The sequence below is a fragment of the Agromyces aurantiacus genome, from assembly GCF_016907355.1.
Taxonomy (GTDB): domain Bacteria; phylum Actinomycetota; class Actinomycetes; order Actinomycetales; family Microbacteriaceae; genus Agromyces; species Agromyces aurantiacus.
Window position 1 is genome coordinate 2,477,048 of sequence record NZ_JAFBBW010000001.1, and the last position, 23,707, is coordinate 2,500,754.

Here is a 23,707-nt window from a genome sequence, read left to right on the forward strand (position 1 = left end):
CGTCCGCCCGGACGGGCCGCACGGAGCGCGTCAGCCGGCCGCGCCGTTCCTCGCCGCGTCGAGCAGGATCCGCCGCTCGGCGGCCGCGACCACGCCGCGCGTGCGGTCCGCCACATCCGGGTTGACCGAGATCGAGTCGATGCCGAAACGGACCAGGTGCTCGGCGAACGACGGCGTGTTCGAGGGCGCCTGGCCGCACAGCGACGACGTGATCCCGGCTGCGTGGCAGGCCGTGATGATGCGTTCGATCGCGTCGAGCACCGCCGCGTCGGACTCGTCGAAGAGCTCGGCGCAGATCTCGGAGTCGCGGTCGACCCCGAGCATGAGCTGCGTCAGGTCGTTCGAGCCGATCGAGACGCCGTCGATGCCCATGGCGGCATACTCCGGAATGCGGTACACGACCGAGGGCACCTCGGCCATGACCCAGCGCTTGAGGCCGCGCTGCCGGCCGAGCGGGCTCGCGTCGATGAGCTCCAGGCACGCCTCGAGCTCCCACCGAGTGCGTACGAACGGCAGCATCACGTGCAGGTTGGGCGTCTCATCGCGCACGCGCGCGAGCACCTCGAGCTCGAGCGAGAACAGCTCGGGCTCCTTCACGTACCGGTACGCGCCGCGGTAGCCGATCATCGGATTGCTCTCCTGCGGCTCGAAGCGTTCGCCGCCCTCGAGCCCGCGGAACTCGTTGGTGCGGAAGTCGATCGAGCGGTACACGACGGGCCGGCGGCCGAACGCGCGCGTGACCGTCAGCAGCGACGCGCTCATGCGGCGGACGAACTCATCGCGCTGGCCGCGGGCGAGCATCTCGCGCGGATGCAGGCCGCCGAGCGCGTCCGTGATCATGAACTCGGCGCGCAGCAGGCCCACGCCGTCGACGTCGAGCGCCGCGACCTCCTCGGCGCGTTCGGCGATCGCCAGGTTGACGTAGAGCCGGGTCGCGAGCGGTTCGGGCGCGGCCGGCGGGGCTGCGACCGCCGAGACGACGGCGGCGGGCGCCGCGGGGGCGGATGCCGCGGCGTCCGCGCCCTCGACGATCTCGCCCTTGGCGCCGTCCACCGTCACGAGCTCGCCGTCGCGGAGCAGGCTCGTCGCGACCCGCGCACCCACCACGGCGGGCACGCCCAGCTCGCGCGCGACGATGGCGGCGTGGCAGGTCATGCCACCGCCGTCGGTGACGACCGCGGCCGCCCGGCGCATCGTCGGCACCCAGTCGGGGTTGGTCATCGGCGCGACGAGGATCTCGCCGGCCTGCAGCGCCGCACCTTCGTCGGGCGCCTGCAGGATGCGCACCCGGCCGCTCACCCGGCCGGGCGACGCGGCCAGCCCGCGGATGAGGACGGTGCCCGCGGGGGCCGACCCCGGCTCCCCCGCACCCGCCTCGGCGCCGGCGTGCTCGTCGCCGAGCGTCGTCACCGGGCGCGACTGGAGCATCCAGAGCGTGCCGCCGGAGTACGCCCACTCGGTGTCCTGCGGCTGCCCGTAGTGCGCCTCGACCCGCAGGCCGAGGGCCGCGACCTCGAGCACCTCGTCGTCGGTGAGCACTCGCGCGTCGGCCAGCGACGGATCCAGCTCCTCGCGGCGCACGTCGCCGCCGGCCGTGGCGACCAGGCGGTGCGACTGGCGGCCGACGCGCACCGACACGAGCCGCGGACCCTCCTTGGCCACGATGTAGGTGTCCGGCTCCACCGCTCCGGACACGACCACCTCGCCGAGCCCGAGGGCGGCCTCGATCACGAGGTGATCGCGCGCCCCCGTCGACGGGTCGACCGTGAACATCACGCCGGAGCGGTCCGACACGACCTGCGTCTGCACCACGACCGCGAGCTCGGGCTCCTCGTCCATGTCCTGGCTCGACCGGTACGAGATCACCCGGTCGCCGTACAGCGACGCCCAGCAGTCGCGGATCCTCGCGATCACGGCGTCGTCGCCGACGACGTTGTTGTAGGTCTCGTGCATGCCCGCGAACGACGTGCCCTCCGCGTCCTCGGACGTGGCGGAGGATCGCACGGCGACGGCCACCGCGTCGCCGAGGCGGTGGTACTCGTCGAGGATGGCGCGCCGCACGTCGTCGGGGACCTCGAGGCCCACGACGGTCGCGCGCAGCGCGGCCGCCTCGGTCGTGAGCCGGTCGGGATCGTCGGCGTCCCGCGCGGCGGACCGGAATCCGTCGAGCAGCCGCTGCCGCACGCCCGCCCCGTCGATCGCGCGCAGGTAGGCGTCGGCCGTCACCACGAAACCCGGTGGGATCGGCAGGCCCGCCGCGGTCATCTCGCCGAGGTTCGCGCCCTTGCCGCCGACCGTGCCGGCGTCGCCGAGGCGCACCTCCTCGAACCGGGTGACGAGCGTGGTCGTCGCGTCGTGCAGCATGTGGGCCCCCGTTCCGGACGGAACCGGGCCCTCGCGACCCGGACACCCCCACGATCGCGGGCGCGGGCGCCGACGCCTAGGGCCGGAGGGCCTACTTCTTCGGCGCGAGCTGCTCGATGATCGCCTGCGAGACGTCGCGCATCGTGAGGCGGCGGTCCATCGAGGCCTTCTGGATCCAGCGGAACGCCTCGGGCTCGGTCAGGCCCATCTTCTCGTTGAGCAGGCCCTTGGCGCGGTCGACGAGCTTGCGCGTCTCGAAGCGCTCGACGAGGTCGCCGACCTCGGCCTCGAGCGCGATGATCTGGGCGTGGCGGGCGAGCGCGATCTCGATCGCGGGCAGGAGGTCGTTGGGCGTGAACGGCTTGACCACGTAGGCGAGCGCGCCCGCCTCGCTGGCCCGCTCGACGAGCTCCTTCTGGCTGAACGCCGTGAGGAGCACGACCGGGGCGATGTGGCCCTTCGAGAGCCGCTCCGCGGCCGAGATGCCGTCGAGCTGCGGCATCTTCACGTCCATGATGACCAGGTCGGGGCGCAGTTCGGTCGCGAGCTGGACCGCGGTCTCGCCGTCGCCGGCCTCGCCGACCACCTCGTAGCCGTTGTCGCGCAGGATCTCGACGATGTCGAGGCGGATGAGCGACTCGTCCTCCGCGACGACGACGCGTCGCGGAGCCGGCTGGGTGTCTTCGGTGTCTGTCACGCAGAAGAGCCTACGGTATTCTGGCCGGGGCCTTCGGGCCGGTGTGGCGGAATGGCAGACGCGGAGCACTCAAAATGCTTTGCCCGAGAGGGCGTGTGGGTTCGACCCCCACCACCGGCACCGCCGCGGCGATGCGCGCCGCGCCACGTGCTGCGCGCGGCGCTCAGTGCGTTCCGGGCTCCAACCCGACGACCAGGCAGCGCCTCGCACCATCCCACGTCGCGCGCGTGCCGAGCACCGCGCAGCGCCGCGACATCTCCGACGCGATCCGCTCGGCGGACGCACCGGCGAGCCGCACCCGGCAGTCGCCGATCTCGGTCGGATGCAGGCGCAACTCGACCGGGACCCCGCCATCCGCTCGCAGCACGAAGACGAACGAGCGGTCGTTCCGCTCCACCGGATCGACCGCGTAGTCGTCGACGAAGTCGCCCGCGGAGTACAGGACCGGGCGACCACGGATCACCTCGACGCCCCGCGGGATGTGCGGCGAGTGGCCGAACACCACGTCGGCCCCCGCATCGACGAGGGCACGTGCGAACGCGCGATGGGTCGGGGGCACGTCGACGCCCCAGTTGCCGCCCCAGTGCGCGGAGACGACCAGCAGGTCGGCGTGGTCGCGCGCCCGGGCGACCGACTCGAACAGCGCCGCCGCGCGGGGATCGCGGGGATCCGGCGGCACATGATGCACGCCGGGCGCGCCGGGACCGGCCGCCCAGCCCGGCTCGTTGTCGGTGAAGGCGAGCATCCCCACGCGCAGTCCCGCGCGTTCGAGGACGGCCGGGCGCTGCGCCGCCTCGAGGTCCTCCCCCGCACCGGCGAAGCGGATGCCGTGGCTCGCGAGCGTCGCGAGCGACTCCGCTGCGGCATCCCATCCGAAGTCCAGCACGTGGTTGTTCGCGACCGACACGAGGTCGAACCCCGCCGCCTCGAGGCTCGCGACCGCCGCGGGGTCGGCCCGGAAGTGGAACGTCTTCCCCGGCCATGGACGCCCGTCGGAGGAGAGCACGAACTCGAGGTTGCCCACGAGCACGTCGGCCCGCCGCAGCAGCCGCAACGCGTCGCCCCACGGGTGCTCGGGCGGATGCCGGCGCAGCTCGTCCGCGACGAGCCGGCCGAGCATCACGTCACCGACGAAGGCGATCTCCATGGCCGCACGCGGCCGCCGGGTCGACGGCCGCCCTCACGGCCATCATGCCCAGCGGCGTGCCCGGACGCTAGCGCCCGCGGACGCCGGTGGGCCCGGCGTCCGCACGAACGACCGGGCCCACCGGGGCGCGATCCGCTAGAGCACCTCGCCGACGACGTGCACGCGCACGTCGTTCGTGGTGCCGGGGATTCCGGGAGGCGAACCCGAGATGATGACGACCTTCTCGCCCGCCTCGGCCTTGCCGGTCTTCGCGAGGAGCTCGTCGACCTGGCCGACCATCTGGTCGGTGTGCGTGACGCGGTCGACGACGAAGGACTCGACGCCCCAGTTCAGGGCCATGCGGCGCCGGATGTCGGGATACGGCGTGAAGGCGAGGATGGGGATGATGCTGCGCAGGCGCGACATCCGGCGTACCGACTCGCCCGTCTCGGTGAACACGCACAGGTACTTCGCCTCGACGAAGTCGGCGACCTCGACCGCGGCGAGCGTGATGGCGCCGGCCTGCGTGCGCGGCTTCGTGCCCAGCGGCGGGATGCGGTGCAGCCCGTGCTGCTCGGTCGACTCGATGATCCGGGCCATCGTCTTCACGGTCTGGACCGGGTACTCGCCGACGCTCGTCTCGCCGGAGAGCATGACCGCGTCGGCGCCGTCGAGGATCGCGTTCGCGACATCGGACGTCTCGGCGCGCGTCGGGACCGGCGCGTGCGTCATCGACTCGAGCATCTGCGTCGCGACGATCACCGGCTTGGCCAGGCGGCGGGCGATCTCGATCGCGCGCTTCTGCACGATGGGCACGGCCTCGAGCGGAAGCTCGACGCCGAGGTCGCCGCGGGCGACCATGATCGCGTCGAACGCCTCGATGATCTCCTCGAGCGCCTCGACGGCCTGCGGCTTCTCGATCTTCGCGATGACGGGCAGTCGCCGCTCCTCCTCGTGCATGATCTCGTGCACGCGGTGGATGTCGGCGGCGTTGCGCACGAAGGACAGCGCGATGAGGTCGGCGCCGAGCTTGAGCGCCCAGCGCAGGTCGGCCTCGTCCTTCTCGGAGAGCGCCGGCACGTTCACGGCCACGCCCGGCAGGTTGATGCCCTTGTTGTTCGAGACGGGACCCGCGACGATCACCTTGGTCGTGACCACGGTGCCGTCGGTCTCCAGCACCTCGACGCGGACCTTGCCGTCGTCGATGAGCAGGTGGTCGCCCGGCTCGACGTCGTGGGGCAGGCCCTTGAACGTCGTGCCGACGATCTCCTTGGTGCCGAGGATGTCCTCGGTGGTGATCTTGAAGATGTCGCCCTCGGCGAGCTCGTGCGGCCCGTCGGCGAACTTGCCGAGGCGGATCTTGGGGCCCTGCAGGTCGACGAGCACGGCGACGGCGCGGCCGGAGTCGTTCGCCGCCTTGCGCACGTTCTGGTAGACGCCCTCGTGGACGTCGTAGCTGCCGTGGCTCAGGTTCATGCGGGCGACGTCCACCCCCGCGTCGATGATCGCGCGGATCTGCTCGTAACTCGATGTTGCCGGTCCGAGCGTGGCGACGATCTTCGCTCTTCTCATGGTGGTGTCTGCTCCAGGGGTTGCGCGCCGAAGCGCTGGTACGGACTACGTGAGGCGCCGGATGACGCGGGTCAGACGGCGAAGGCTCGCGCCGTCGCGGGAATCGGGCTCGGCAGCTGCGTCTCACCCTCAAGGTAGCGGTCGACGGCTGCGGCCGCAGCACGGCCCTCGGCGATCGCCCACACGATGAGCGACTGGCCGCGGCCGGCGTCGCCGGCGACGAACACGCCGGGCTCGGCCGTGGCGTAGTCGGCACCGCGCGCGAAGTTGCCGCGGTCGGTGGCCTGCAAGCCGAGCTGCTCGGCGGCCGCCTCGGTCTCGGGTCCGGTGAACCCGAGCGCGAGGAGCACGAGGTCGGCCGGGATCTCGCGCTCGGTGCCCGCCTTGGGCACGCGGCGCCCGTCGAGGTACTCGGTCTCGGCGACGCGGATGGCGCGCACCTCGCCCGCGTCGTTCGCGAGGAACTCGACCGTCGACGCGAGGTACTGGCGCACGCCGCCCTCCTCGTGCGCGCTCTGCATCTCGAACAGGGTCGGATGCATCGGCCAGGGCTGCTCGCTCGGACGCGTCGTGCTCGGCTGCTTGCCGATCGCGAGGTTCGTGACCGACAGGGCGCCCTGGCGGTGCGCGGTGCCGATGCAGTCGGCGCCGGTGTCACCGCCGCCGAGGACCACGACGTGCTTGCCCTCGGCCGAGATCTGGTCGAAGACGTCCTCGCCCGCGACCCGGCGGTTCGCCTGCACGAGGTACTCCATGGCGAAGTGCACGCCGGGCAGGTCGCGGCCGGGGATGGGGAGGTCGCGCGGCTCGATCGCGCCGGTGGCGACCACGACCGCGTCGTAGCGCCGACGGAGCTCGTCCCACGAGAGGTCGACGCCGATCTCGACGCCGGCGCGGAAGCGGGTGCCCTCGGCGGTCATCTGCGCCAGGCGCGCGTCGAGGTGCTTCTTCTCCATCTTGAAGTCGGGGATGCCGTAGCGCAGCAGGCCGCCGATGCGGTCGTCGCGCTCGTACACCGCGACGGTGTGGCCGGCACGGGTGAGCTGCTGCGCGGCGGCGAGCCCGGCCGGGCCGGAGCCGACGACCGCGACGGTCTTGCCCGTCAGGCGGCCCGGGGGCTGCGGCTGGACCCAGCCGTTGCCGAACGCCTGGTCGATGATCGAGACCTCGACCTGCTTGATCGTGACAGCGGGCTGGTTGATGCCGAGCACGCACGCCGACTCGCACGGCGCGGGGCACAGCCGTCCGGTGAACTCCGGGAAGTTGTTCGTCGCGTGCAGCCGCTCGATCGCCGCGCGGCCCTCGCCCCGCCACATGAGGTCGTTCCACTCGGGGATCAGGTTGCCGAGCGGGCAGCCCTGGTGGCAGAACGGGATGCCGCAGTCCATGCAGCGGCCGGCCTGTCGGCGCAGCTGCGCCGAGTCGCCCGCCTCGTAGACCTCTTTCCAGTCCATGATGCGCACCGGCACGGGGCGCCGCTTGGGCAGCTCGCGCTCGGTGACCTTCAGAAAGCCCTTCGGGTCAGCCACCCGTCACCTCCAAGATCCGAGTCCACACCACGTCGCCGTCGGGGTCGAGTCCCTCGTCGACGGCGCTCTGACGCGTGCGGAGCACTGCGGCGTAGTCGCGCGGCAGCACCTTCGTGAAGCGGTCGAACGCGGCGTCCCCCTCGGCGAGGAGGGCCGCGGCGACCGCGGAATCGGTGTGCTCGAGGTGCTGCTCGAGCAGGTCGCGCACGATCTCGTGGTCGGCGCTGCCGAGCGGATGCAGCTGCAGCTCGCCGCTGGCGAGCGCCTCGCGGTTCACGCGCGACTCGGCGAGGTCGAGCACGTAGGCGGTGCCGCCCGACATGCCCGCGCCGAGGTTGCGTCCGGTCGCGCCGAGGATCAACGCGAGGCCGCCCGTCATGTACTCGAGCGCGTGGTCGCCCACGCCCTCGACGACGGCCGTGGCGCCCGAGTTGCGCACCAGGAACCGCTCGCCCACGATGCCGCGGATGAACATGCTGCCCTGCGTCGCGCCGTAGCCGATCACGTTGCCGGCGATCACGTTGCGCTCGGCGACGAAGCCGGCCTCGCGCGACGGGCGGACGATGATCTGGCCGCCCGAGAGCCCCTTGCCGACGTAGTCGTTGGAGTCGCCCTCGAGCCGCAGCGTGATGCCGCTCGGCAGGAACGCGCCGAACGACTGCCCGGCCGAGCCGGTCAGCGTCACGTCGATCGAGCCGGTCGGCAGTCCCTGCGCGCCGTGGCGCACGGTGACCTCGTGGCCGAGCATCGTGCCGACCGCGCGCTCGGTGTTGCGGATCGGCAGCTCGATCTCGACGCGGCCGCCCTGCTCGAGCACGAGCTGGCTGCGGCGGATGAGCTCGTTGTCGAAGTGCTCGTCGAGCTCGTGGTCCTGCGCGCGGCCGTTGCGGCGCGGGTCGGACTCGGAGAAGTCGGGGCCGACGAGCACGGGCGTGAGGTCGAGGCCCGACGCCTTCCAGTGCGCGACCGCGCGGTCGACGTCGAGCAGCTCTCGGCGCCCGATGATCTCGTCGAGCGAGCGGTAGCCGAGCTCGGCGAGGTACTCGCGCACCTCCTGGGCGATGAACTCGAAGAAGTTCACGACGAACTCGGGCTTGCCGGTGAAGCGCTTGCGCAGCTCGGGGTTCTGCGTCGCGACGCCGACCGGGCACGTGTCGAGGTGGCAGACGCGCATCATGACGCAGCCCTCGACGATGAGCGGGGCGGTCGCGAAGCCGAATTCCTCGGCGCCGAGCAGCGCGCCGATCACGACGTCGCGGCCGGTCTTGAGCTGCCCGTCGACCTGCACGACCACGCGGTCGCGCATGCCGTTGAGCATGAGCGTCTGCTGCGTCTCGGCGAGGCCGAGCTCCCACGGCGTGCCGGCGTGCTTGAGCGAGTTCAGCGGGCTCGCACCGGTGCCGCCGTCGTGGCCCGAGACCAGGATGACGTCGGCGAGCGCCTTGGCGGTGCCGGCCGCGACCGCGCCGATGCCCGACTGGCTGACCAGCTTGACGTGGATGCGGGCGTTCGGGTTCGCGCGCTTGAGGTCGAAGATCAGCTGCTTGAGGTCTTCGATCGAGTAGATGTCGTGGTGCGGCGGCGGCGAGATGAGCCCGACGCCCGCAGTCGCGTGACGCGTGCGGGCGACCCACGGGTACACCTTCGTCGGCGGCAGCTGCCCGCCCTCGCCCGGCTTGGCGCCCTGGGCGAGCTTGATCTGGATGTCCTCCGCGTGCGTGAGGTACATGCTCGTCACACCGAACCGTCCGGAGGCGACCTGCTTGATCGCGCTGCGCCGCTCGGGGTCGAGCAGCCGATCGAGGTCCTCGCCGCCCTCACCCGTGTTCGACTTGGCGCCGAGGCGGTTCATGGCGATCGCGAGGGTCTCGTGCGCCTCCTTCGAGATCGAGCCGTAGCTCATCGCGCCCGTGGAGAAGCGCTTGACGATCGACTCGACCGGCTCGACCTCGTCGATCGGGACGGGCGGGCGCACGCCGGTCTTCAGCGCGAACATGCCGCGCAGGGTCATCAGCTGCTCGGCCTGCGAGTCGACCAGGCCGGTGTACTCGCGGAAGACGTCGTACCGCCGGTTCCGCGTCGAGTGCTGGAGCCGGAAGACCGTCTCGGGGTTGAACAGGTGCGGCGAGCCGTCGCGGCGCCACTGGTACTCGCCGCCGGTCTGCAGGCGCTCGTGCGCGCGCACTGCGGCATCCGCAGGGTAGGCGACCGCGTGCCGCGCGAGGTTCTCGGACGCGATCACGTCGATGCCGACACCGCCGAGCTTGGAGGTGGTGCCCGTGAAGAACTCGTCGATGAACTCCTGCGAGAGCCCGACGGCCTCGAAGGCCTGGGCGCCCGCGTACGACGAGATCGTCGAGATGCCCATCTTCGACATGATCTTCAGCACGCCCTTGCCGAGCGCGGTGATGACGTTGCGCACGGCCTGCTCGGGCGTCACGGCCGCGAGCACGCCCGATCGGACGAGGTCCTCGCAGGTCTCCATCGCGAGGTACGGGTTCACGGCCGACGCGCCGTAGCCGACCAGGAGCGCCACGTGGTGCACCTCGCGCACGTCGCCCGCCTCGACCACGAGGCCCACCTTCATGCGGGTCTCGGAGCGGATGAGGTGGTGGTGCACGGCCGACAGCATGAGCAGCGACGGGATCGGCGCGAGGTCCTTGGTCGAGTCGCGGTCGCTCAGCACGATGAAGGACGCGCCCTCGTCGATCGCCTCGTCGACCTCGCGGCACAGCTCGACGAGCCGCTCGCGCAGCCCGTCGGGGCCCTCGTCGACGCGGTAGAGGCCGCGCAGCGTGCGCGTCGCTCGCGCGCCGGACGCCGCGGTCATGTGCACGATCTTCGCGAGCTGGTCGTTGTCGATCACGGGGAAGTCGAGCGAGACCTGGCGCGCGTGCTCGGGGCCGGCCGAGAGCAGGTTGCGCTCGGGGCCGAGCGAGGTCGCGAGCGAGGTGACGACCTGCTCGCGGATCGAGTCGAGCGGCGGGTTGGTCACCTGCGCGAACTGCTGGGTGAAGTAGTCGAAGAGCAGGCGCGGGCGCTCGGACAGCACGGCGATCGGCGTGTCGGAGCCCATCGCGCCGATCGGCTCCTGGCCGGTGGCCGCCATGGGCGCGAGGAGGATCTTGACCTCTTCCTCGGTGTAGCCGAACGTGCGCTGGCGGCGGTTGACCGACGCCGGCGGGTGCACGATGTGCTCGCGCTCGGGCAGGTCGGCGAGGCGGATGCGCCCCTCGTCGAGCCACTGGCCCCATGGGGCGGATGCCGCGAGCTCGGACTTGATCTCGTCGTCCTCGATGAGCCGGCCGGCCTCGGTGTCGACGAGGAACATGCGGCCCGGCTGCAGCCGGCCCTTGCGGACCACCTTGCGCTGCGGCAGGTCGAGCACGCCGATCTCGCTCGCGAGCACCACGAGGCCGTCGTCGGTGACGAGGTAGCGGCCCGGACGGAGCCCGTTGCGGTCGAGCGTCGCGCCGACGAGGGTGCCGTCGGTGAACACGATCGCGGCGGGACCGTCCCACGGCTCCATGAGCATCGAGTGGTAGTCGTAGAACGCCCGTCGGGCGGGGTCGATCTCGGCCTGCTTCTCCCACGCCTCGGGCACCATCATCATGACGGCGTGCGGCAGGCTGCGGCCCGCGAGCGTGAGCAGCTCGACGACCTCGTCGAAGGAGGCCGAGTCGCTCGCGCCCGGCGTGACGATCGGCATGAGCGGGTCGAGCTCGCCGAGCAGCTCGGAGTGCAGCTGCGACTGGCGCGCGCGCATCCAGTTGCGGTTGCCCTGGATGGTGTTGATCTCGCCGTTGTGCGCGATCATGCGGAACGGCTGCGCGAGCGGCCACGACGGGAACGTGTTGGTGGAGTAGCGGGAGTGCACGAGCGCGAGCTTGGAGGCGAAGCGCTCGTCGGAGAGGTCGGGGTAGAACGGCTCGAGCTGGAGCGTCGTGACCATGCCCTTGTAGACGAGGGTGCGGCACGAGAGCGACGCGAAGTAGAGCTCGAGCTCGCGCTCGGCGCGCTTGCGGAGCCGGAAGGTGAGCCGGTCGAGCGCGATGCCCGACACGTGCTCGCCCTCGGACGTGCTCGCCGAGCTGCGCACGTACAGCTGCTGGACCACGGGCATCGCGGCGCGCGCGAGCGTGCCGAGCTCGTCGGGGCGCACGGGCACCTCGCGCCATCCGAGCACCTCGAGGCCCTCGGAGGCGGCGATGCGCTGCAGCTGCTGCTTGACGGCGCTGCGCGCGGTCGGGTCGACCGGCAGGAAGGCGTTGCCCACCGCGTAGCTGCCGGCGGGCGGCAGGGGGAAGCCGACGACCTCGCGCAGGAACGCGTCGGGCACCTGCGTGATGATGCCCGCTCCGTCGCCCGTGCCCGCGTCGGAGCCGACCGCGCCGCGGTGCTCGAGGTTGCGCAGGGCGTCGAGCGCCGCCGTGATGATGTCGTGGCCGGCCGTGCCGCGCAGCGTCGCGACCATGGCGAGCCCGCAGGCGTCCTTCTCGTCGGCCGGGTCGTACATGCCCTGCGCGGGCGGTACGGTTCCGAACCGTGAGTGGGGAGGGGGAAGCGACACGTTGGACCGTCCTCGGTATCTCGGTAGCAACGGGGACGTCGTCGGCCCACGAAGGAGGATTCGCGGCGCGAGGTGCGGCGCCAGCGGCGGAGAACGGGGTGGTGGCGTGGCCCCTAGACGGAGGCCGAGCGGCTCGAGCTTGTGGCAGCCGTCTCGCCGGGTTCGTTCTCACCCTCGACGCCGTCGTCGAGAGAGTCTGAGTCGGACTCGGTGTTGTCGTCCGAGTCTACCTCAGCATCGGCGGGCTTCCATTCACGGCCCGGCCGGTACACGCTCGGCTCGACGCCGGGGTGCCGGCGGCGCTGGACGAGGATGATGACGAGGCCGATCACGATCGCGGCGAAGGACGCCCAGACGTTCGACCGGATGCCGAGGAACATCTCGCTCGGGTCGACGCGGATCGTCTCGAAGACCGCGCGGCCCGCGCCGTACCAGATCAGGTAGGCGCCGAACATCATGCCCCAGCGCAGGCGGAAGAACCGCTCGAGGCCGAGCAGCACGACGACCCCGACGACGTTCCAGATGATCTCGTAGAGGAAGGTCGGGTGGAACAGCGTGCCGTCCTCGAGGCCGGCCGGGAACGCGGGGTTGCTCGATTCGATCTCGAGGCCCCACGGCAGGTCGGTGGGCCAGCCGAAGAGCTCGTGGTTGAACCAGTTGCCCAGGCGCCCGATGGCCTGGGCGAGCAGGAGGCCCGGCGCGACGGCGTCGGCGAACGACCAGAAGCGCAGGCCCGTGAGACGGCAGGCGATGATGACGCCGATCGCGCCGCCGATGAGCGAGCCGTAGATGGCGTTGCCGCCCTCCCAGATCGCGAAGACCCTCCACCACTCCTGACCGGCGAAGTAGTCGTCGGGGTGGGTGACGACGTGGTAGAGCCGGGCGAAGACGATGCCGAGCGGCACGGCCCACAGCACGACGTCGAGCACGATGCCCGGCTCGGCCCCGCGCTTGGTCAGGCGTCGCGAAGTCCAGATCGTGGCGATGATGATGCCCGCGAGGATGCAGAGCGCGTACATCTGGATGTTGAGCGTGCCCCACGGGACGGGGATCTCGAGGGTTCGCCACTCCGGGTCGGGGCTCGGGATGCTGATCGGTGCGATCACGCCGGCGTCTGCCTTTCGTCGATGGTGCGGGGGCGCCGTGGGCGGCGGCCCCGTCGAGACTACTTCACTTGCGTGCGGTGCCGCGCGCGAGCTCGGCCGCGAGCCGCCCGGCCCCGGCGACCCCGCCGTCGGCGAGGGCCTTCACGAGCGCCGAGCCGACGATCGCGCCCTCGGCGTACTCGAGCACCTCGGCGACCTGGGCCGCGGTCGAGATGCCGACGCCCACGCAGGCCGCGTCGGATCCGGCCTCGTGGAGCCGCGCGACGAGCGTGCGAGCCGCTCGGTCGACATCGGCGCGCGCGCCCGTGATGCCCATGGTCGAGACGGCGTACGTGAAGCCGCGGCTGGCGGCGACGGCGCGTCGCAGGCGCTCGTCGGTCGAGGTCGGTGCGGCGAGGAACACGCGGTCGAGCCCGGTCCGCTCGGATGCCGCGAGCCAGTCGCCCGCCTCGTCGGGGATGAGGTCGGGGGTGATCAGGCCCGCTCCGCCGGCGGCCGCGAGATCGTCGGCGAAGCGATCGACGCCGTACTGCACGACGGGGTTCCAGTAGGTCATGATCAGCACGGGCGCGTCCACGCGCTCGGTGATGCGTCGCACGGCCTCGAACCCGTCGGCGAGTCGGAACCCGTTCGCGAGCGCCTGCTGGGTCGCCGCCTGGATGACGGTGCCGTCCATGACGGGATCGGAGTAGGGCAGCCCCATCTCGAGGGCGTCGACGCCGTTCTCGACGAGCGCCACGGCGGCCTCGACGCTCTCGTCGAGCGTCGGGAAGCCCACCGGGAGGTACCCGATCAGGGCGCCCGCGGCCTCCTCGTTGCGGCGGCGGATGACCTCGCCGACGTTCCTCACTGCTCGCCTCCGTCGTACAGGCTGAAGTACTTCGCCGCGGTGTCCATGTCCTTGTCGCCGCGCCCCGAGAGGTTCACGAGGATGGTCGCGTCGCGCCCGAGCTCGCGGCCGAGGTCGATGGCGCCCGCGAGCGCGTGCGCGGACTCGATCGCGGGGATGATGCCCTCGGTCCGCGAGAGCAGCCGGAGCGCCTGCATCGCGGCGTCGTCGGTGACCGGACGGTACTGCGCGCGGCCGAGCGCGGCCAGCCACGAGTGCTCGGGCCCCACCCCGGGGTAGTCGAGGCCCGCCGAGATCGAGTGCGACTCGATGGTCTGGCCGTCCTCGTCCTGCAGGAGGTAGCTGCGCGCGCCGTGGAGCACGCCCGGGCGCCCCTTCGAGATCGTCGCGGCGTGCCGCGGCGTCTCGACGCCCTCGCCGCCCGCCTCGAACCCGTAGAGCGCGACGTCGGCGTCGTCGAGGAACGCGTGGAAGATGCCGATCGCGTTGGAGCCGCCGCCGACGCACGCGGCGACCGCGGTGGGCAGTGCGCCGGTGAGGTCGATGACCTGCTGGCGCGCCTCCTCGCCGATGATCTTCTGGAAGTCGCGCACCATCTCGGGGAACGGGTGGGGACCTGCGACCGTGCCGAAGATGTAGTTGGTGGTCTCGACGTTCGTGACCCAGTCGCGCATGGCGTCGTTGATCGCGTCCTTGAGCGTGCGCGACCCGGTCTTGACCGCGACCACCTCGGCGCCGAGCAGCCGCATGCGCGCGACGTTCAGCGCCTGGCGCTCGGTGTCGACCTCGCCCATGTAGATCGTGCAGTCCAGCCCGAACAGGGCCGCCGCCGTCGCGGTCGCGACGCCGTGCTGGCCGGCGCCGGTCTCGGCGATCACGCGCTTCTTGCCGATGCGCGTGGTCAGGAGCGCCTGGCCGAGCACGTTGTTGATCTTGTGCGAGCCCGTGTGGTTGAGGTCCTCGCGCTTGAGGACGACCCGCGCACCGCCCGCGTGCTCGGCGAACCGCGGCACCTCGGTGATGATCGAGGGCCGGCCCGTGTAGCTGCGGCCCAGCTCGTCGAGCTCGCGCTGGAACTCGGGATCGAGCTTGGCGAGCGTGTACGCCTCGGAGAGCTCGTCGAGTGCGGCGATCAGGGATTCGGGGACGAACCGCCCGCCGAACTCGCCGAAGTAGGGACCGGTCTGGGCACGGAGGGCCATGTCATACCGCCAGGAATGCTGAGAGGTTCGCGATGGGGTCGCCCGTGACGAGGGCCTCGCCCACGAGCACGGCGTCGGCGCCCGCGGCACGGTAGTGCGCGACATCCGCCGCCGACAGCACGGCCGACTCGGCCACGCGGATCGCCCCGTCGGGGAAGCGATCGACGAGGCGTCCGAACAGGTCGCGGTCGAGCTCGAACGTGGAGAGGTCCCGGGCGTTCACGCCGATGAGCCGGGCGCCGAGCTGGGCGGCGCGGTCGAGCTCGTCGGCGGAGTGGGTCTCGACGAGGGCCGTCATGCCGAGCTCGGTGATGAGCCCGTGCAACTCGGCCAGGGTCGCGTCGTCGAGCGCGGCGACGATGAGGAGCACGAGGTCGGCGCCCGCGGCGCGCGCCTCGAACACCTGGTACGGCGTCGCGATGAAGTCCTTGCGCAGCACGGGCAGCGAGACCGCGGCCCGCACCGACTCGAGGTCGGCGAGCGAGCCGCCGAACTTGCGGCCCTCGGTGAGCACGCTGATCGCGCTCGCGCCGCCGAGCTCGTACGTGCGCGCGAGCGCGGCCGGATCGTCGATCGACGCGAGCGAGCCGCGCGAGGGGCTCGAGCGCTTGATCTCGGCGATGACCTTCACGCGCGCTCCGGGCGCGAGCGCGTCGAGCGCGTCGATCGCGGCCGGGCGGGCGAGCGCGGCCGCCTCGACGTCGGCCAGCGACCGCTCGGCGCGGCGCGACTCAGCGTCGGCGACGGCGTTCGCCGTGAGCTCGGAGAGCACGCGTCAGTGCGCCTTGGGCGCGGTCTTCGCGCCGTCGACGCCGTAGCCCGCGCGGGCGAGCGCCCACCCGGTCAGCGCGCCGACGACGAGCAGGCCCGCGGACGCCCACACGAGCCACTGCAGGTCGAGGAAGAACGCCAGCGTGCCGATGGCGAAGGCCACGAGCATGATCGTCACGGCGGTCCACGCCGCGGGCGAGTGTCCGTGGCCGGGGTCGGCGTGCTCAGTGCTCATGGTGCTCCTTCTCGTGCTTCGGATCGTGGGAAAGTCTAGCGGGTGCCGTCGTGCGGCTCGTCCGCGGCGTCGGTCGGGTCGTCGCCGCGACTGAGGCCGTCCCAGTCGTCGACGGCGCGGTCGGAGGCGGGGGCGGGCTGCGCGCCGTCGGCCGCGAGCCGGGTGCCGCCGCCGTACCGGCGGGAGGTCGGCCACGCCCGGCCGGTGACGACCACCGCGAGGCCCGCGAGCGCGACCAGCGCACCGCCGACGACGGCGACGACCGGCCACGCCGTCTGCGTGAGACGGTCGACGAGCGCGGCGGTCGGCTCGGCGCCGGCGACGCCGGTCGCCTCCGCGATCGCGCCGGACGCGGCGCCCACGGGATCGGCCATCGAGAGCGAGGCGGCCAGCACGAGGCATCCGCCCAGCACCACGGCGAGCAGGCCGAGGACGAGCCTGATCAGGGGCCCGGCGATGGCGAGGGCCCCCGCGAGTGCGAGGCCGGCGAGCGCGAGGGCCGCGATCGCCGGTGAGGCGACCGCGCCGCCGACCTCGAGCGTCGTGGCTCCGCCGGCGGCGGCGCCCGCGACGAGGACGACCTCGAACCAGGTCTGGCTCCACGAGAGCAGCGCGAGCCCGGAGCCGGCGAGAATGCCGAGGATCGCGGGCAGCTTCATGCGTTCCGGTCTCACGCGGGCTCCGAGCCGACGCGCCGCATGGCGTTGGCGACGGCGACCGCGCGCAGCGGGGCCGCGGCCTTGTTGACCGACTCCTGGTACTCGGACTCGGGGTTCGAGTCGGCCACCAGGCCGCCGCCCGCCTGCACGCGCGCCACGCCACCGGAGATCGTCGCGGTGCGGATGGCGATCGCCAGGTCGGCGTCGCCGCCGAAGCCGAAGTAGCCGACCACTCCCCCGTACACGCCGCGCTGGGCGGGCTCGAGCTCGTCGATGATCTCGAGCGCGCGAGGCTTGGGTGCACCCGAGAGCGTGCCGGCGGGGAACGTCGCGCGGAACACGTCGATCGCGTTCGCGTCGGCGCTGAGGTCGCCCTCGACCGACGACACGAGGTGCATGATGTGGCTGAACCGCTCGACGCGCATGAACTCCGTGACCTCGACCGAGCCCGCGTCGCACACCTTCGCGAGGTCGTTGCGCGCGAGGTCGACGAGCATGAGGTGCTCGGCCTGCTCCTTGGGGTCCGCGACGAGCTCGGCCTCGAGGTCGGCATCGTCCTCCGGGGTGGCGCCGCGCGGCTTCGACCCGGCGATCGGGTGCGTGTACACCCGGCCGTCCTCGACCTTGACGAGCGCCTCGGGCGACGAGCCGACGATCCAGTAGGGCTCCCCCGCCGAGTCCTCGAGGTGCAGCAGGTACATGTACGGGCTCGGGTTGAGGCTGCGCAGCACGCGGTAGACGTCGATGGGGTGGGCCGTTGCCTCCTGCTCGAACCGCTGCGAGATGACGACCTGGAAGATGTCGCCCTCGCGGATGTACTCCTTCGAGCGCTCGACCGCGGCGAGGAAGTCGGCCTTCTCGGTGCGGTGGCGCGGCTCGGCGGCGCGCGACAGGTCGATCTCGGCGAGGTACGCCTCGGCGGGCTGCGCGAGCGCGGCCTGAAGCCGGTCGAGCCGAGCCTGCGCGTCGGCCCACAGCGCCTCGGCCGCCTCGCCGAGGTCGTTGAGCACCGCCGCGACGAGTTGCACGGTGCCCGTGCGGTGGTCGATCACCACGAGCTCGGACACGAAGGCGAACGCCTGCCCGGGCACGGCGAAGTCGGCGGGCGGGCGATTCGGCAGGTGCTCGATCTGGCGGATCGCCTCCCACCCGATGAAGCCGACGAGTCCGCCCGTGAGCGGCGGCGCGCCCGGCACGTCCGCGGTGGCCCACCGCTCGTAGAGCGCCTCGAGCGCGGCCAGCGGTGCGAGCCCCTCGGATGCGTCGCCGAGTGCGCGCTCGCGCGGCAGGCCCGTGTCGATCCAGTCCACCGTGCCGTCGCGCTCGGTGAGCACGCCGTACGAGGCGGCGCCGACGAACGAGTAGCGCGACCAGATGCCGCCCTGTTCGGCGGACTCGAGCAGGAACGTGCCGGGACGGTCGCGCGCGAGCTTGCGGTAGATGCCGACGGGCGTCTCGCCGTCGGCGAAGAGCTCGCGGACGACCGGGACCACGCGGCGGCCGGGCAGCAGCGCGGCGAAGTCGTCGAAGCGGGTGCTGGCGGTGCGTGCGGCCGTCATCGGGCTCCTCCGGGCGGGGCGGGATCGGGGGCGTCGGTCGCGCCGGCCATGCCCTCGACCACCGGGAGCGGATCGCCGTCGAAGCACGTGCGCGTGCCCGTGTGGCAGGCGACCCCGACCTGCTCGACCTTCACGAGCAGCGTGTCGGCGTCGCAGTCCAGCGCGGCGGCCTTCACGTACTGGGCGTGGCCGGAGGTGTCGCCCTTGCGCCAGTACTCCTGGCGCGAGCGCGACCAGAACGTCACGCGCCCCTCGGTGAGGGTGCGGCGCATGGCCTCGCGGTCCATCCAGCCGAGCATGAGCACCTCGCCGGTGTCCCACTGCTGGATGACGGCGGGCAGCAGCCCGTCGGAGTTGAACGCGGCGCGGTCGACCGCGGTCGCGTCGGGCGCCCACGTCTCGGTGTCGAACTCGAGCTCCTCGTCGCCGGTCCCGGTCATCGGACGATCCTCCCGTCGGCCGCGAGTGCGTGCTTGACGTCGCCGATCGTCAGCTCGCCGTTGTGGAACACCGAGGCCGCGAGCACGGCGTCGGCGCCGGCGGCGATCGCGGGGGCGAAGTGCTCGACCGCGCCGGCGCCGCCCGAGGCGATCACCGGCACCGACGAGAGCTCGTGCATGAGGCGCACGAGCTCGAGGTCGAAGCCCTGCTTGGTGCCGTCGGCATCGATCGAGTTGACCAGCAGCTCGCCCGCGCCGAGCTCGATCGCCCGGCGCGCCCACGCGAGCGCGTCGAGGTCGATCTCGGTGCGGCCGCCGTGCGTGGTGACCACGAAGCCCGACTCGGTGCGGTCGGAGCGCTTGACGTCGAGCGAGAGCACGCACACCTGCGCGCCGAAGCGGTCGGCGATCTCGCCGATGAGCGCGGGGCGCGCGATGGCGGCGCTGTTCACGCCGATCTTGTCGGCCCCGTGGCCGAGCAGCCGCGCGACATCCTCGTTCGATCGCACCCCGCCGCCCACGGTGAGCGGGATGAAGACCTGCTCGGCGACCTGGCGCACCATGTCGTAGGTGGTCGCGCGGTCGTCGACCGTGGCGGTGACGTCGAGGAAGGTGAGTTCGTCGGCGCCCTGCTCGGCGTAGCGGGCCGCGAGCTCGACGGGGTCGCCGGCATCGCGGAGGTTCAGGAAGTTGACGCCCTTGACGACGCGGCCGCCGGCGACGTCGAGGCACGGGATGACACGGACGGCGAGGCTCATGCGCGGCTCCCTACAGTCGTGCCGCGTGGATCGCGCTGACCAGGATCGCGCGCGCGCCGAGGGCGTAGAGCTCGTCCATGACGTGGTTCATCTCGGTGCGCGGGATCATGACGCGCACCGCGACCCACTCGGGATCGTGCAGCGGGGAGACCGTCGGCGACTCGAAGCCGGGCGCGACCTCGGTCGCCGCCTCGAGCTGCGCCACGGGCACGTCGTAGTCGAGCAGCACGTACTGCCGGGCGACGAGTACACCCTGCAGGCGACGCACGAGCGTCTGCGTGCCGGGCCGCTCGACGCCGGAGCCGATCAGCACCGCCTCGGACTCGAGGATGACGGGCCCGAAGATCTCGAGGCCGGCCTTGCGCAGCGTCGACCCGGTCGAGACCACGTCGGCGACCGCGTCGGCCACGCCGAGCCGCACCGCGGACTCGACCGCGCCGTCGAGCTTGACGAGCTTGGAGGTCACGCCGTGCCGGGCGAGGAAGTCGCCGACGAGCCCGGGATAGCTCGTGGCCACCCGCACGCCCTCGAGGTCGGCGAGCTCGGCGAACGCACCCGGCGCACCCGCGAAGCGGAACGTGGAGTCGCCGAACCCGAGCGGGGCGATCTCGGTGGCCTCGGACCCCGAGTCGAGCAGCAGGTCGCGGCCCGTGATGCCGACGTCGAGTGCGCCCGAGCCGACGTAGGTCGCGATGTCGCGCGGACGGAGGTAGAAGAACTCGACCCCGTTGCGGGGGTCGGCGACGATGAGCTCCTTCGGGTCGCGACGGCCGGTGTACCCGGCCTCGTAGAGCATCTGCGCGGCGGTCTCGGAGAGCGAGCCCTTGTTGGGCACGGCGATTCGGAGCATTCCCTGGCTTTCGTGTCGACGGAACGGATCTGCGGTCATGTGCGTGATCACAGATGTCGGTACACGTCGGCCGGGGTGAGTCCCTTCGCGAGCATGAGCACCTGGAGGTGGTAGATCAGCTGCGAGATCTCCTCGGCCGTCTCGGCGTCGCTCTGGTACTCGGCGGCCATCCAGACCTCGGCGGCCTCCTCGACGATCTTCTTGCCGATGGCGTGCACGCCGGCGTCGAGCTGGCGGACGGTGCCACTGCCCTCGGGGCGGGTGCGGGCTTTGTCCTCGAGCTCGACGAAGAGGTCGTCGAAGGATTTCACCCGTCCAGCCTACCGATGCGCGTGCGGGTGCGACGCCACGGCGTCGCGCAGGAGCGTGATCTGCTCCTCGGGCACGCCCCGGAACACCGCCGAACCCGCGACGAACGTGTTCGCGCCCGCTTCGGCCGCGATCCCGATGGTCTCGGCCGCGATGCCGCCGTCGACCTGCAGCCAGACGTCGAGGCCGGCGTCGGCGACCGCGTCGGCGACGCGCCGGAGCTTCGGCATGGTCTCGGGCATGAACGACTGCCCGCCGAAGCCGGGCTCGACCGTCATCACGAGCACCTGGTCGAACTCGTGCAGCACCTCGAGGAAGGGGTCGACGGGCGTGCCGGGCTTCAGGGCGATGCCCGCGCGCGCGCCGATCTCGCGCAGCCGGCGGGCGAGCGCGATCGGGTCGCGCGCGGCCTCGGCGTGGAAGGTGACCGACGCGGCGCCGACCTCGGCGTAGCCGGGGGCCCAGCGGTCGGGGTCCTCGATCATGAGGTGCACGTCGAGCGGGATGGGGGTCACCTGCACCAGCCGCTCGACCATGGGCAGCCCGAACGTGAGGTTGGGCACGAAGTGGTTGTCCATGATGTCGACGTGCACGAGGTCGGCGCTCGAGATCCGGCCGAGCTCGCGTTCGAGGTTGGCGAAATCGGCGGCGAGGATGCTCGGGTTGATGCGCGTCGACATGGCACCGAGCCTACCGGCGCGGCAGGGCCGGATGCGGAGATCAGCGCTTGCGCACGAGCGCGATGAACATCGCGTCGGTGCCGTGCCGGTGCGGCCACAGCTGCACCGTGCGGCCGTCGCCGGCGAGGTCGAGCGGAGGTCGCGACAGCGCCTGCACGATTCCTGCCGTGTCGAGCTGCTCGGCCGCGGCACCCCAGCGCTCCAACGCGCGACCGAGCGTGCCGTGGGTCTCGGCGGTGTGCGGCGAGCACGTGACGTAGGCGAGCACGCCGCCGGGCGCGAGCGCGCGGAACGCGGCATCCGCCAGGTCGCCCTGCAACGCCGTGAGCTCGGCGACGTCGGCCGGCGTCTTGCGCCAGCGCGCCTCGGGCCGGCGCCGCAGCGCGCCGAGCCCGGTGCAGGGCGCGTCGAGCAGGATCCGGTCGAAGCCGCCGGGTGCGCCGAGCGCGGCCGGGTCGAGTTCGCGTCCGTCGCCCTCGTGCACGGGCACCTCGAGGGGCACGGGCGCAACGGCTCGGCGCACGAGCTCGGCGCGCGCGGGCACGACCTCGTTGGCGACGAGGCTCGCACCGCCCGCGAGCGCCTCGGCGGCCAGGAGCGCGGTCTTGCCGCCGGGGCCGGCGCACACGTCGAGCCAGCGTTCCCCGTCGCGCACGGGCGCGACCCGGCTGAGCGCGAGTGCCGCGAGCTGCGAGCCCTCGTCCTGCACGCGCACGCGACCGTGGTGCTCGGCGACGAGCGCGAGCGGACGGTCGGCGGTCAGGCCGACCGGCGAGTACCGATCGGGCTCCCCCAGCGCCTCGGGGTCCCCGGCGAGGCCGGGCAGCGCCGCGAGGTTCACGCGCGGCGACGCGTTGTCGGCCTCGAGCAGCGCGACGAGCTCGTCGCCGCGGCCCTCGCGCTCGAGGCCGGCACGGAGCGCGCGGACGACCCAACGCGGGTGGGAGTGCACGGCGGCGAGCGCCTGGTCGGGCGAGCCGGCCTCCTCGGCGACGAGCTCCCGCCACCCGTCGGACTCGCGGCGCGACACGGTCCGCAGCACGGCGTTGACGAAGCCGGCGGCGGCCGGGGCGACGCGGCGCGCGAGGGCGACCGACTCGTTCACCGCGGCGTGCGTGGCCACGCGCGTCGAGAGCAGCTGGTGGGCGCCGAGGCGGAGCACGTCGAGCACCGGCGCGTCGACGGCATCGACGGGTCGTCCAGCGGCGATCGCGATCACGGCGTCGTAGAAGCCCTGGCGCCGGAGCGTCCCGTAGGTCAGCTCGGTCGCAAGGGCCGCGTCGGCCTCGGAGAGCCGCGCGCGCTCGATCCGCGCCGGGAGCAGGAGGTTGGCGTACGCGTCGGAGTCGCGCACCGCGGCGATCACGTCGTACGCCACGAGGCGTGCCGGCGACACGGCGTCGCCGCGGCGTCCGCCGCGATCACCGGGTCGGCGTCGGTCGCCGCCCGCCCGCCGCCCCGCTTCGCTCACCGCGCCACCGCCCGCTCGACGCCGAGGCCCCGCCACCAGTCCGACGCGGCCATCGCGGTGCGGCCCGCCGGCTGCACGCGCCGCAGCTCGAGCGCGCCGTCGCCGGTGCCGACGAGCAGTCGGCGGGCGACGAGACGCAGCTCGCCGGGTGCCAGCACCGGCGTGTCGCCGTGCGTCGCCACCGGCACGGCGTCGAGGACCTTCAGTCGCACGCCCTCGACCTCGGTGTGCGCGCCGGGCTCCGGCGTCACGCCGCGGTAGCGCGCGTCGACCTCCGCGGTCGGCCGGGCCCAGTCCAGTCGGGCGTCGTCGATGGCCAGCTTCGGCGCGAACGTCGCCTCGCCCTGCTGCGGCACCGCCACGGCGCGGCCGGCGGCGATCGCGTCGACGACCTCGGCCACCAGGTCGGCACCCGACGCGGCGAGCGACTCGAGCGCGAGTCCCGCCGTCTCCCCCGGGGCGACCGGACGCGTGCGCACGGCGTAGACGTCGCCCGCGTCGAGCTCGGGCACCAGCCGGAAGACGCTCGCGCCGAGCTCGGCGTCGCCCGCGATGAGCGCGTGCTGCACCGGCGCCGCGCCGCGCCAGGCCGGGAGCGCGGAGAAGTGCAGGTTGATCCAGCCGTGCGCCGGCGTGGACAGCAGCGGTTCGCGGACGAGCCCGCCGTACGCCACGATCACGCCGAGGTCGGGCCCGAGCGCGGCGATCCGCTCGGTCGCCTCGGCGTCGAGCCGCCGCGCGTCGATCACCGGGATGCCGAGCCGCTCGGCCGCCTGCGCGACCGGCGACGGCGTGAGCACGCGCTTGCGGCCGAGCGGGGCGGGAGGCCTCGTGACCACCCCGACGACCTCGTGCGGCGACTCGGCGAGCCGGTCGAGGGTCGGCACGGCGGCGGCGGGCGTTCCCGCGAACACGATCCGGAGGTGACGCATCCGTCCATCATCCCAGTCGGGCGGACG

The 23,707-nt window shown here is 72.7% G+C and carries 20 protein-coding genes and 1 tRNA gene; 1 reads left to right on the forward strand and 20 read right to left on the reverse strand.

Going from position 1 to position 23,707, the window contains the following annotated elements; translation table 11 throughout:
* Positions 1 to 30 precede the first annotated feature (30 nt).
* Complete coding sequence (gene ppsA / locus JOD46_RS11740) at positions 31 to 2,364, reverse strand: phosphoenolpyruvate synthase (protein ID WP_204394548.1); 2,334 nt, start codon at positions 2,362 to 2,364, stop codon at positions 31 to 33.
* Positions 2,365 to 2,455: 91 nt separating this feature from the next.
* A complete protein-coding gene (locus JOD46_RS11745; protein WP_092669881.1) occupies positions 2,456 to 3,061 on the reverse strand; it encodes an ANTAR domain-containing response regulator in 606 nt (201 codons plus the stop codon).
* 37 nt (positions 3,062 to 3,098) lie between these two features.
* On the opposite strand from JOD46_RS11745, the gene JOD46_RS11750 reads away from it, so the two are divergent.
* A tRNA-Leu gene (locus tag JOD46_RS11750) sits at positions 3,099 to 3,181 on the forward strand.
* A gap of 43 nt (positions 3,182 to 3,224) precedes the next feature.
* Here JOD46_RS11750 and JOD46_RS11755 read toward each other — a convergent pair.
* The 18 genes from JOD46_RS11755 to fmt all read right to left on the reverse strand — a co-directional run bounded on the left by JOD46_RS11755 (position 3,225) and on the right by fmt (position 23,680).
* Positions 3,225 to 4,208 carry a CapA family protein gene (locus JOD46_RS11755; RefSeq protein WP_204394550.1) on the reverse strand — a complete coding sequence of 328 codons (984 nt, stop codon included), beginning with the start codon at positions 4,206 to 4,208 and terminating at the stop codon, positions 3,225 to 3,227.
* Between the two features lie 135 nt (positions 4,209 to 4,343).
* Positions 4,344 to 5,759 carry a pyruvate kinase gene (gene pyk, locus JOD46_RS11760; RefSeq protein ID WP_204394557.1) on the reverse strand — a complete coding sequence of 472 codons (1,416 nt, stop codon included), beginning with the start codon at positions 5,757 to 5,759 and terminating at the stop codon, positions 4,344 to 4,346.
* Between the two features lie 71 nt (positions 5,760 to 5,830).
* On the reverse strand, positions 5,831 to 7,288 hold the full coding sequence (locus tag JOD46_RS11765) for a glutamate synthase subunit beta (RefSeq protein WP_204394560.1): 1,458 nt from the start codon (positions 7,286 to 7,288) through the stop codon (positions 5,831 to 5,833).
* Entirely contained in the window at positions 7,281 to 11,804 is a 4,524-nt protein-coding gene (gene gltB / locus JOD46_RS11770; protein WP_204396587.1) for a glutamate synthase large subunit, read from the reverse strand. The genes JOD46_RS11765 and gltB overlap by 8 nt, the downstream gene beginning before the upstream one ends.
* 167 nt (positions 11,805 to 11,971) lie before the next feature.
* Positions 11,972 to 12,964, reverse strand: coding sequence for a prolipoprotein diacylglyceryl transferase (lgt, locus tag JOD46_RS11775; protein ID WP_204394568.1), 993 nt, complete (start codon positions 12,962 to 12,964; stop codon positions 11,972 to 11,974).
* A 64-nt stretch (positions 12,965 to 13,028) separates the two neighbouring features.
* Positions 13,029 to 13,814: a tryptophan synthase subunit alpha gene (trpA, locus tag JOD46_RS11780; protein ID WP_204394570.1), complete on the reverse strand. Its 786-nt coding sequence runs from the start codon at positions 13,812 to 13,814 to the stop codon at positions 13,029 to 13,031.
* A complete protein-coding gene (gene trpB, locus JOD46_RS11785) occupies positions 13,811 to 15,016 on the reverse strand; it encodes a tryptophan synthase subunit beta (RefSeq protein ID WP_204394572.1) in 1,206 nt (401 codons plus the stop codon). The genes trpA and trpB overlap by 4 nt, the downstream gene beginning before the upstream one ends.
* A 1-nt stretch (position 15,017) precedes the next feature.
* Positions 15,018 to 15,788, reverse strand: a complete 771-nt coding sequence (gene trpC, locus JOD46_RS11790) for an indole-3-glycerol phosphate synthase TrpC (protein ID WP_204394574.1) — start codon at positions 15,786 to 15,788, stop codon at positions 15,018 to 15,020.
* A 3-nt stretch (positions 15,789 to 15,791) separates the two neighbouring features.
* Positions 15,792 to 16,022, reverse strand: a complete 231-nt coding sequence (locus JOD46_RS11795; RefSeq protein WP_204394576.1) for a DUF6704 family protein — start codon at positions 16,020 to 16,022, stop codon at positions 15,792 to 15,794.
* Positions 16,023 to 16,057: 35 nt separating this feature from the next.
* Positions 16,058 to 16,696, reverse strand: a complete 639-nt coding sequence (locus JOD46_RS11800) for a Trp biosynthesis-associated membrane protein (protein ID WP_307835019.1) — start codon at positions 16,694 to 16,696, stop codon at positions 16,058 to 16,060.
* Positions 16,693 to 18,240: an anthranilate synthase component I gene (locus JOD46_RS11805; RefSeq protein ID WP_204394578.1), complete on the reverse strand. Its 1,548-nt coding sequence runs from the start codon at positions 18,238 to 18,240 to the stop codon at positions 16,693 to 16,695. The genes JOD46_RS11800 and JOD46_RS11805 overlap by 4 nt, the downstream gene beginning before the upstream one ends.
* A complete protein-coding gene (gene hisI / locus JOD46_RS11810; protein WP_204394588.1) occupies positions 18,237 to 18,680 on the reverse strand; it encodes a phosphoribosyl-AMP cyclohydrolase in 444 nt (147 codons plus the stop codon). The genes JOD46_RS11805 and hisI overlap by 4 nt, the downstream gene beginning before the upstream one ends.
* Positions 18,677 to 19,438 carry an imidazole glycerol phosphate synthase subunit HisF gene (gene hisF / locus JOD46_RS11815; RefSeq protein WP_204394590.1) on the reverse strand — a complete coding sequence of 254 codons (762 nt, stop codon included), beginning with the start codon at positions 19,436 to 19,438 and terminating at the stop codon, positions 18,677 to 18,679. Before hisF ends, hisI begins: the two co-directional genes overlap by 4 nt.
* Before the next feature lie 10 nt (positions 19,439 to 19,448).
* Positions 19,449 to 20,288: an ATP phosphoribosyltransferase gene (gene hisG / locus JOD46_RS11820; RefSeq protein ID WP_204394592.1), complete on the reverse strand. Its 840-nt coding sequence runs from the start codon at positions 20,286 to 20,288 to the stop codon at positions 19,449 to 19,451.
* Between the two features lie 47 nt (positions 20,289 to 20,335).
* Positions 20,336 to 20,599, reverse strand: coding sequence for a phosphoribosyl-ATP diphosphatase (locus JOD46_RS11825; RefSeq protein WP_204394594.1), 264 nt, complete (start codon positions 20,597 to 20,599; stop codon positions 20,336 to 20,338).
* 9 nt (positions 20,600 to 20,608) lie between these two features.
* Positions 20,609 to 21,277, reverse strand: coding sequence for a ribulose-phosphate 3-epimerase (gene rpe, locus JOD46_RS11830; protein WP_204394602.1), 669 nt, complete (start codon positions 21,275 to 21,277; stop codon positions 20,609 to 20,611).
* Between the two features lie 40 nt (positions 21,278 to 21,317).
* Positions 21,318 to 22,673 (reverse strand): RsmB/NOP family class I SAM-dependent RNA methyltransferase, encoded by a 1,356-nt coding sequence (locus JOD46_RS11835; protein WP_204394604.1) that lies wholly within the window; start codon positions 22,671 to 22,673, stop codon positions 21,318 to 21,320.
* Between the two features lie 71 nt (positions 22,674 to 22,744).
* Positions 22,745 to 23,680, reverse strand: a complete 936-nt coding sequence (gene fmt, locus JOD46_RS11840; RefSeq protein WP_204394606.1) for a methionyl-tRNA formyltransferase — start codon at positions 23,678 to 23,680, stop codon at positions 22,745 to 22,747.
* Positions 23,681 to 23,707: the final 27 nt, after the last annotated feature.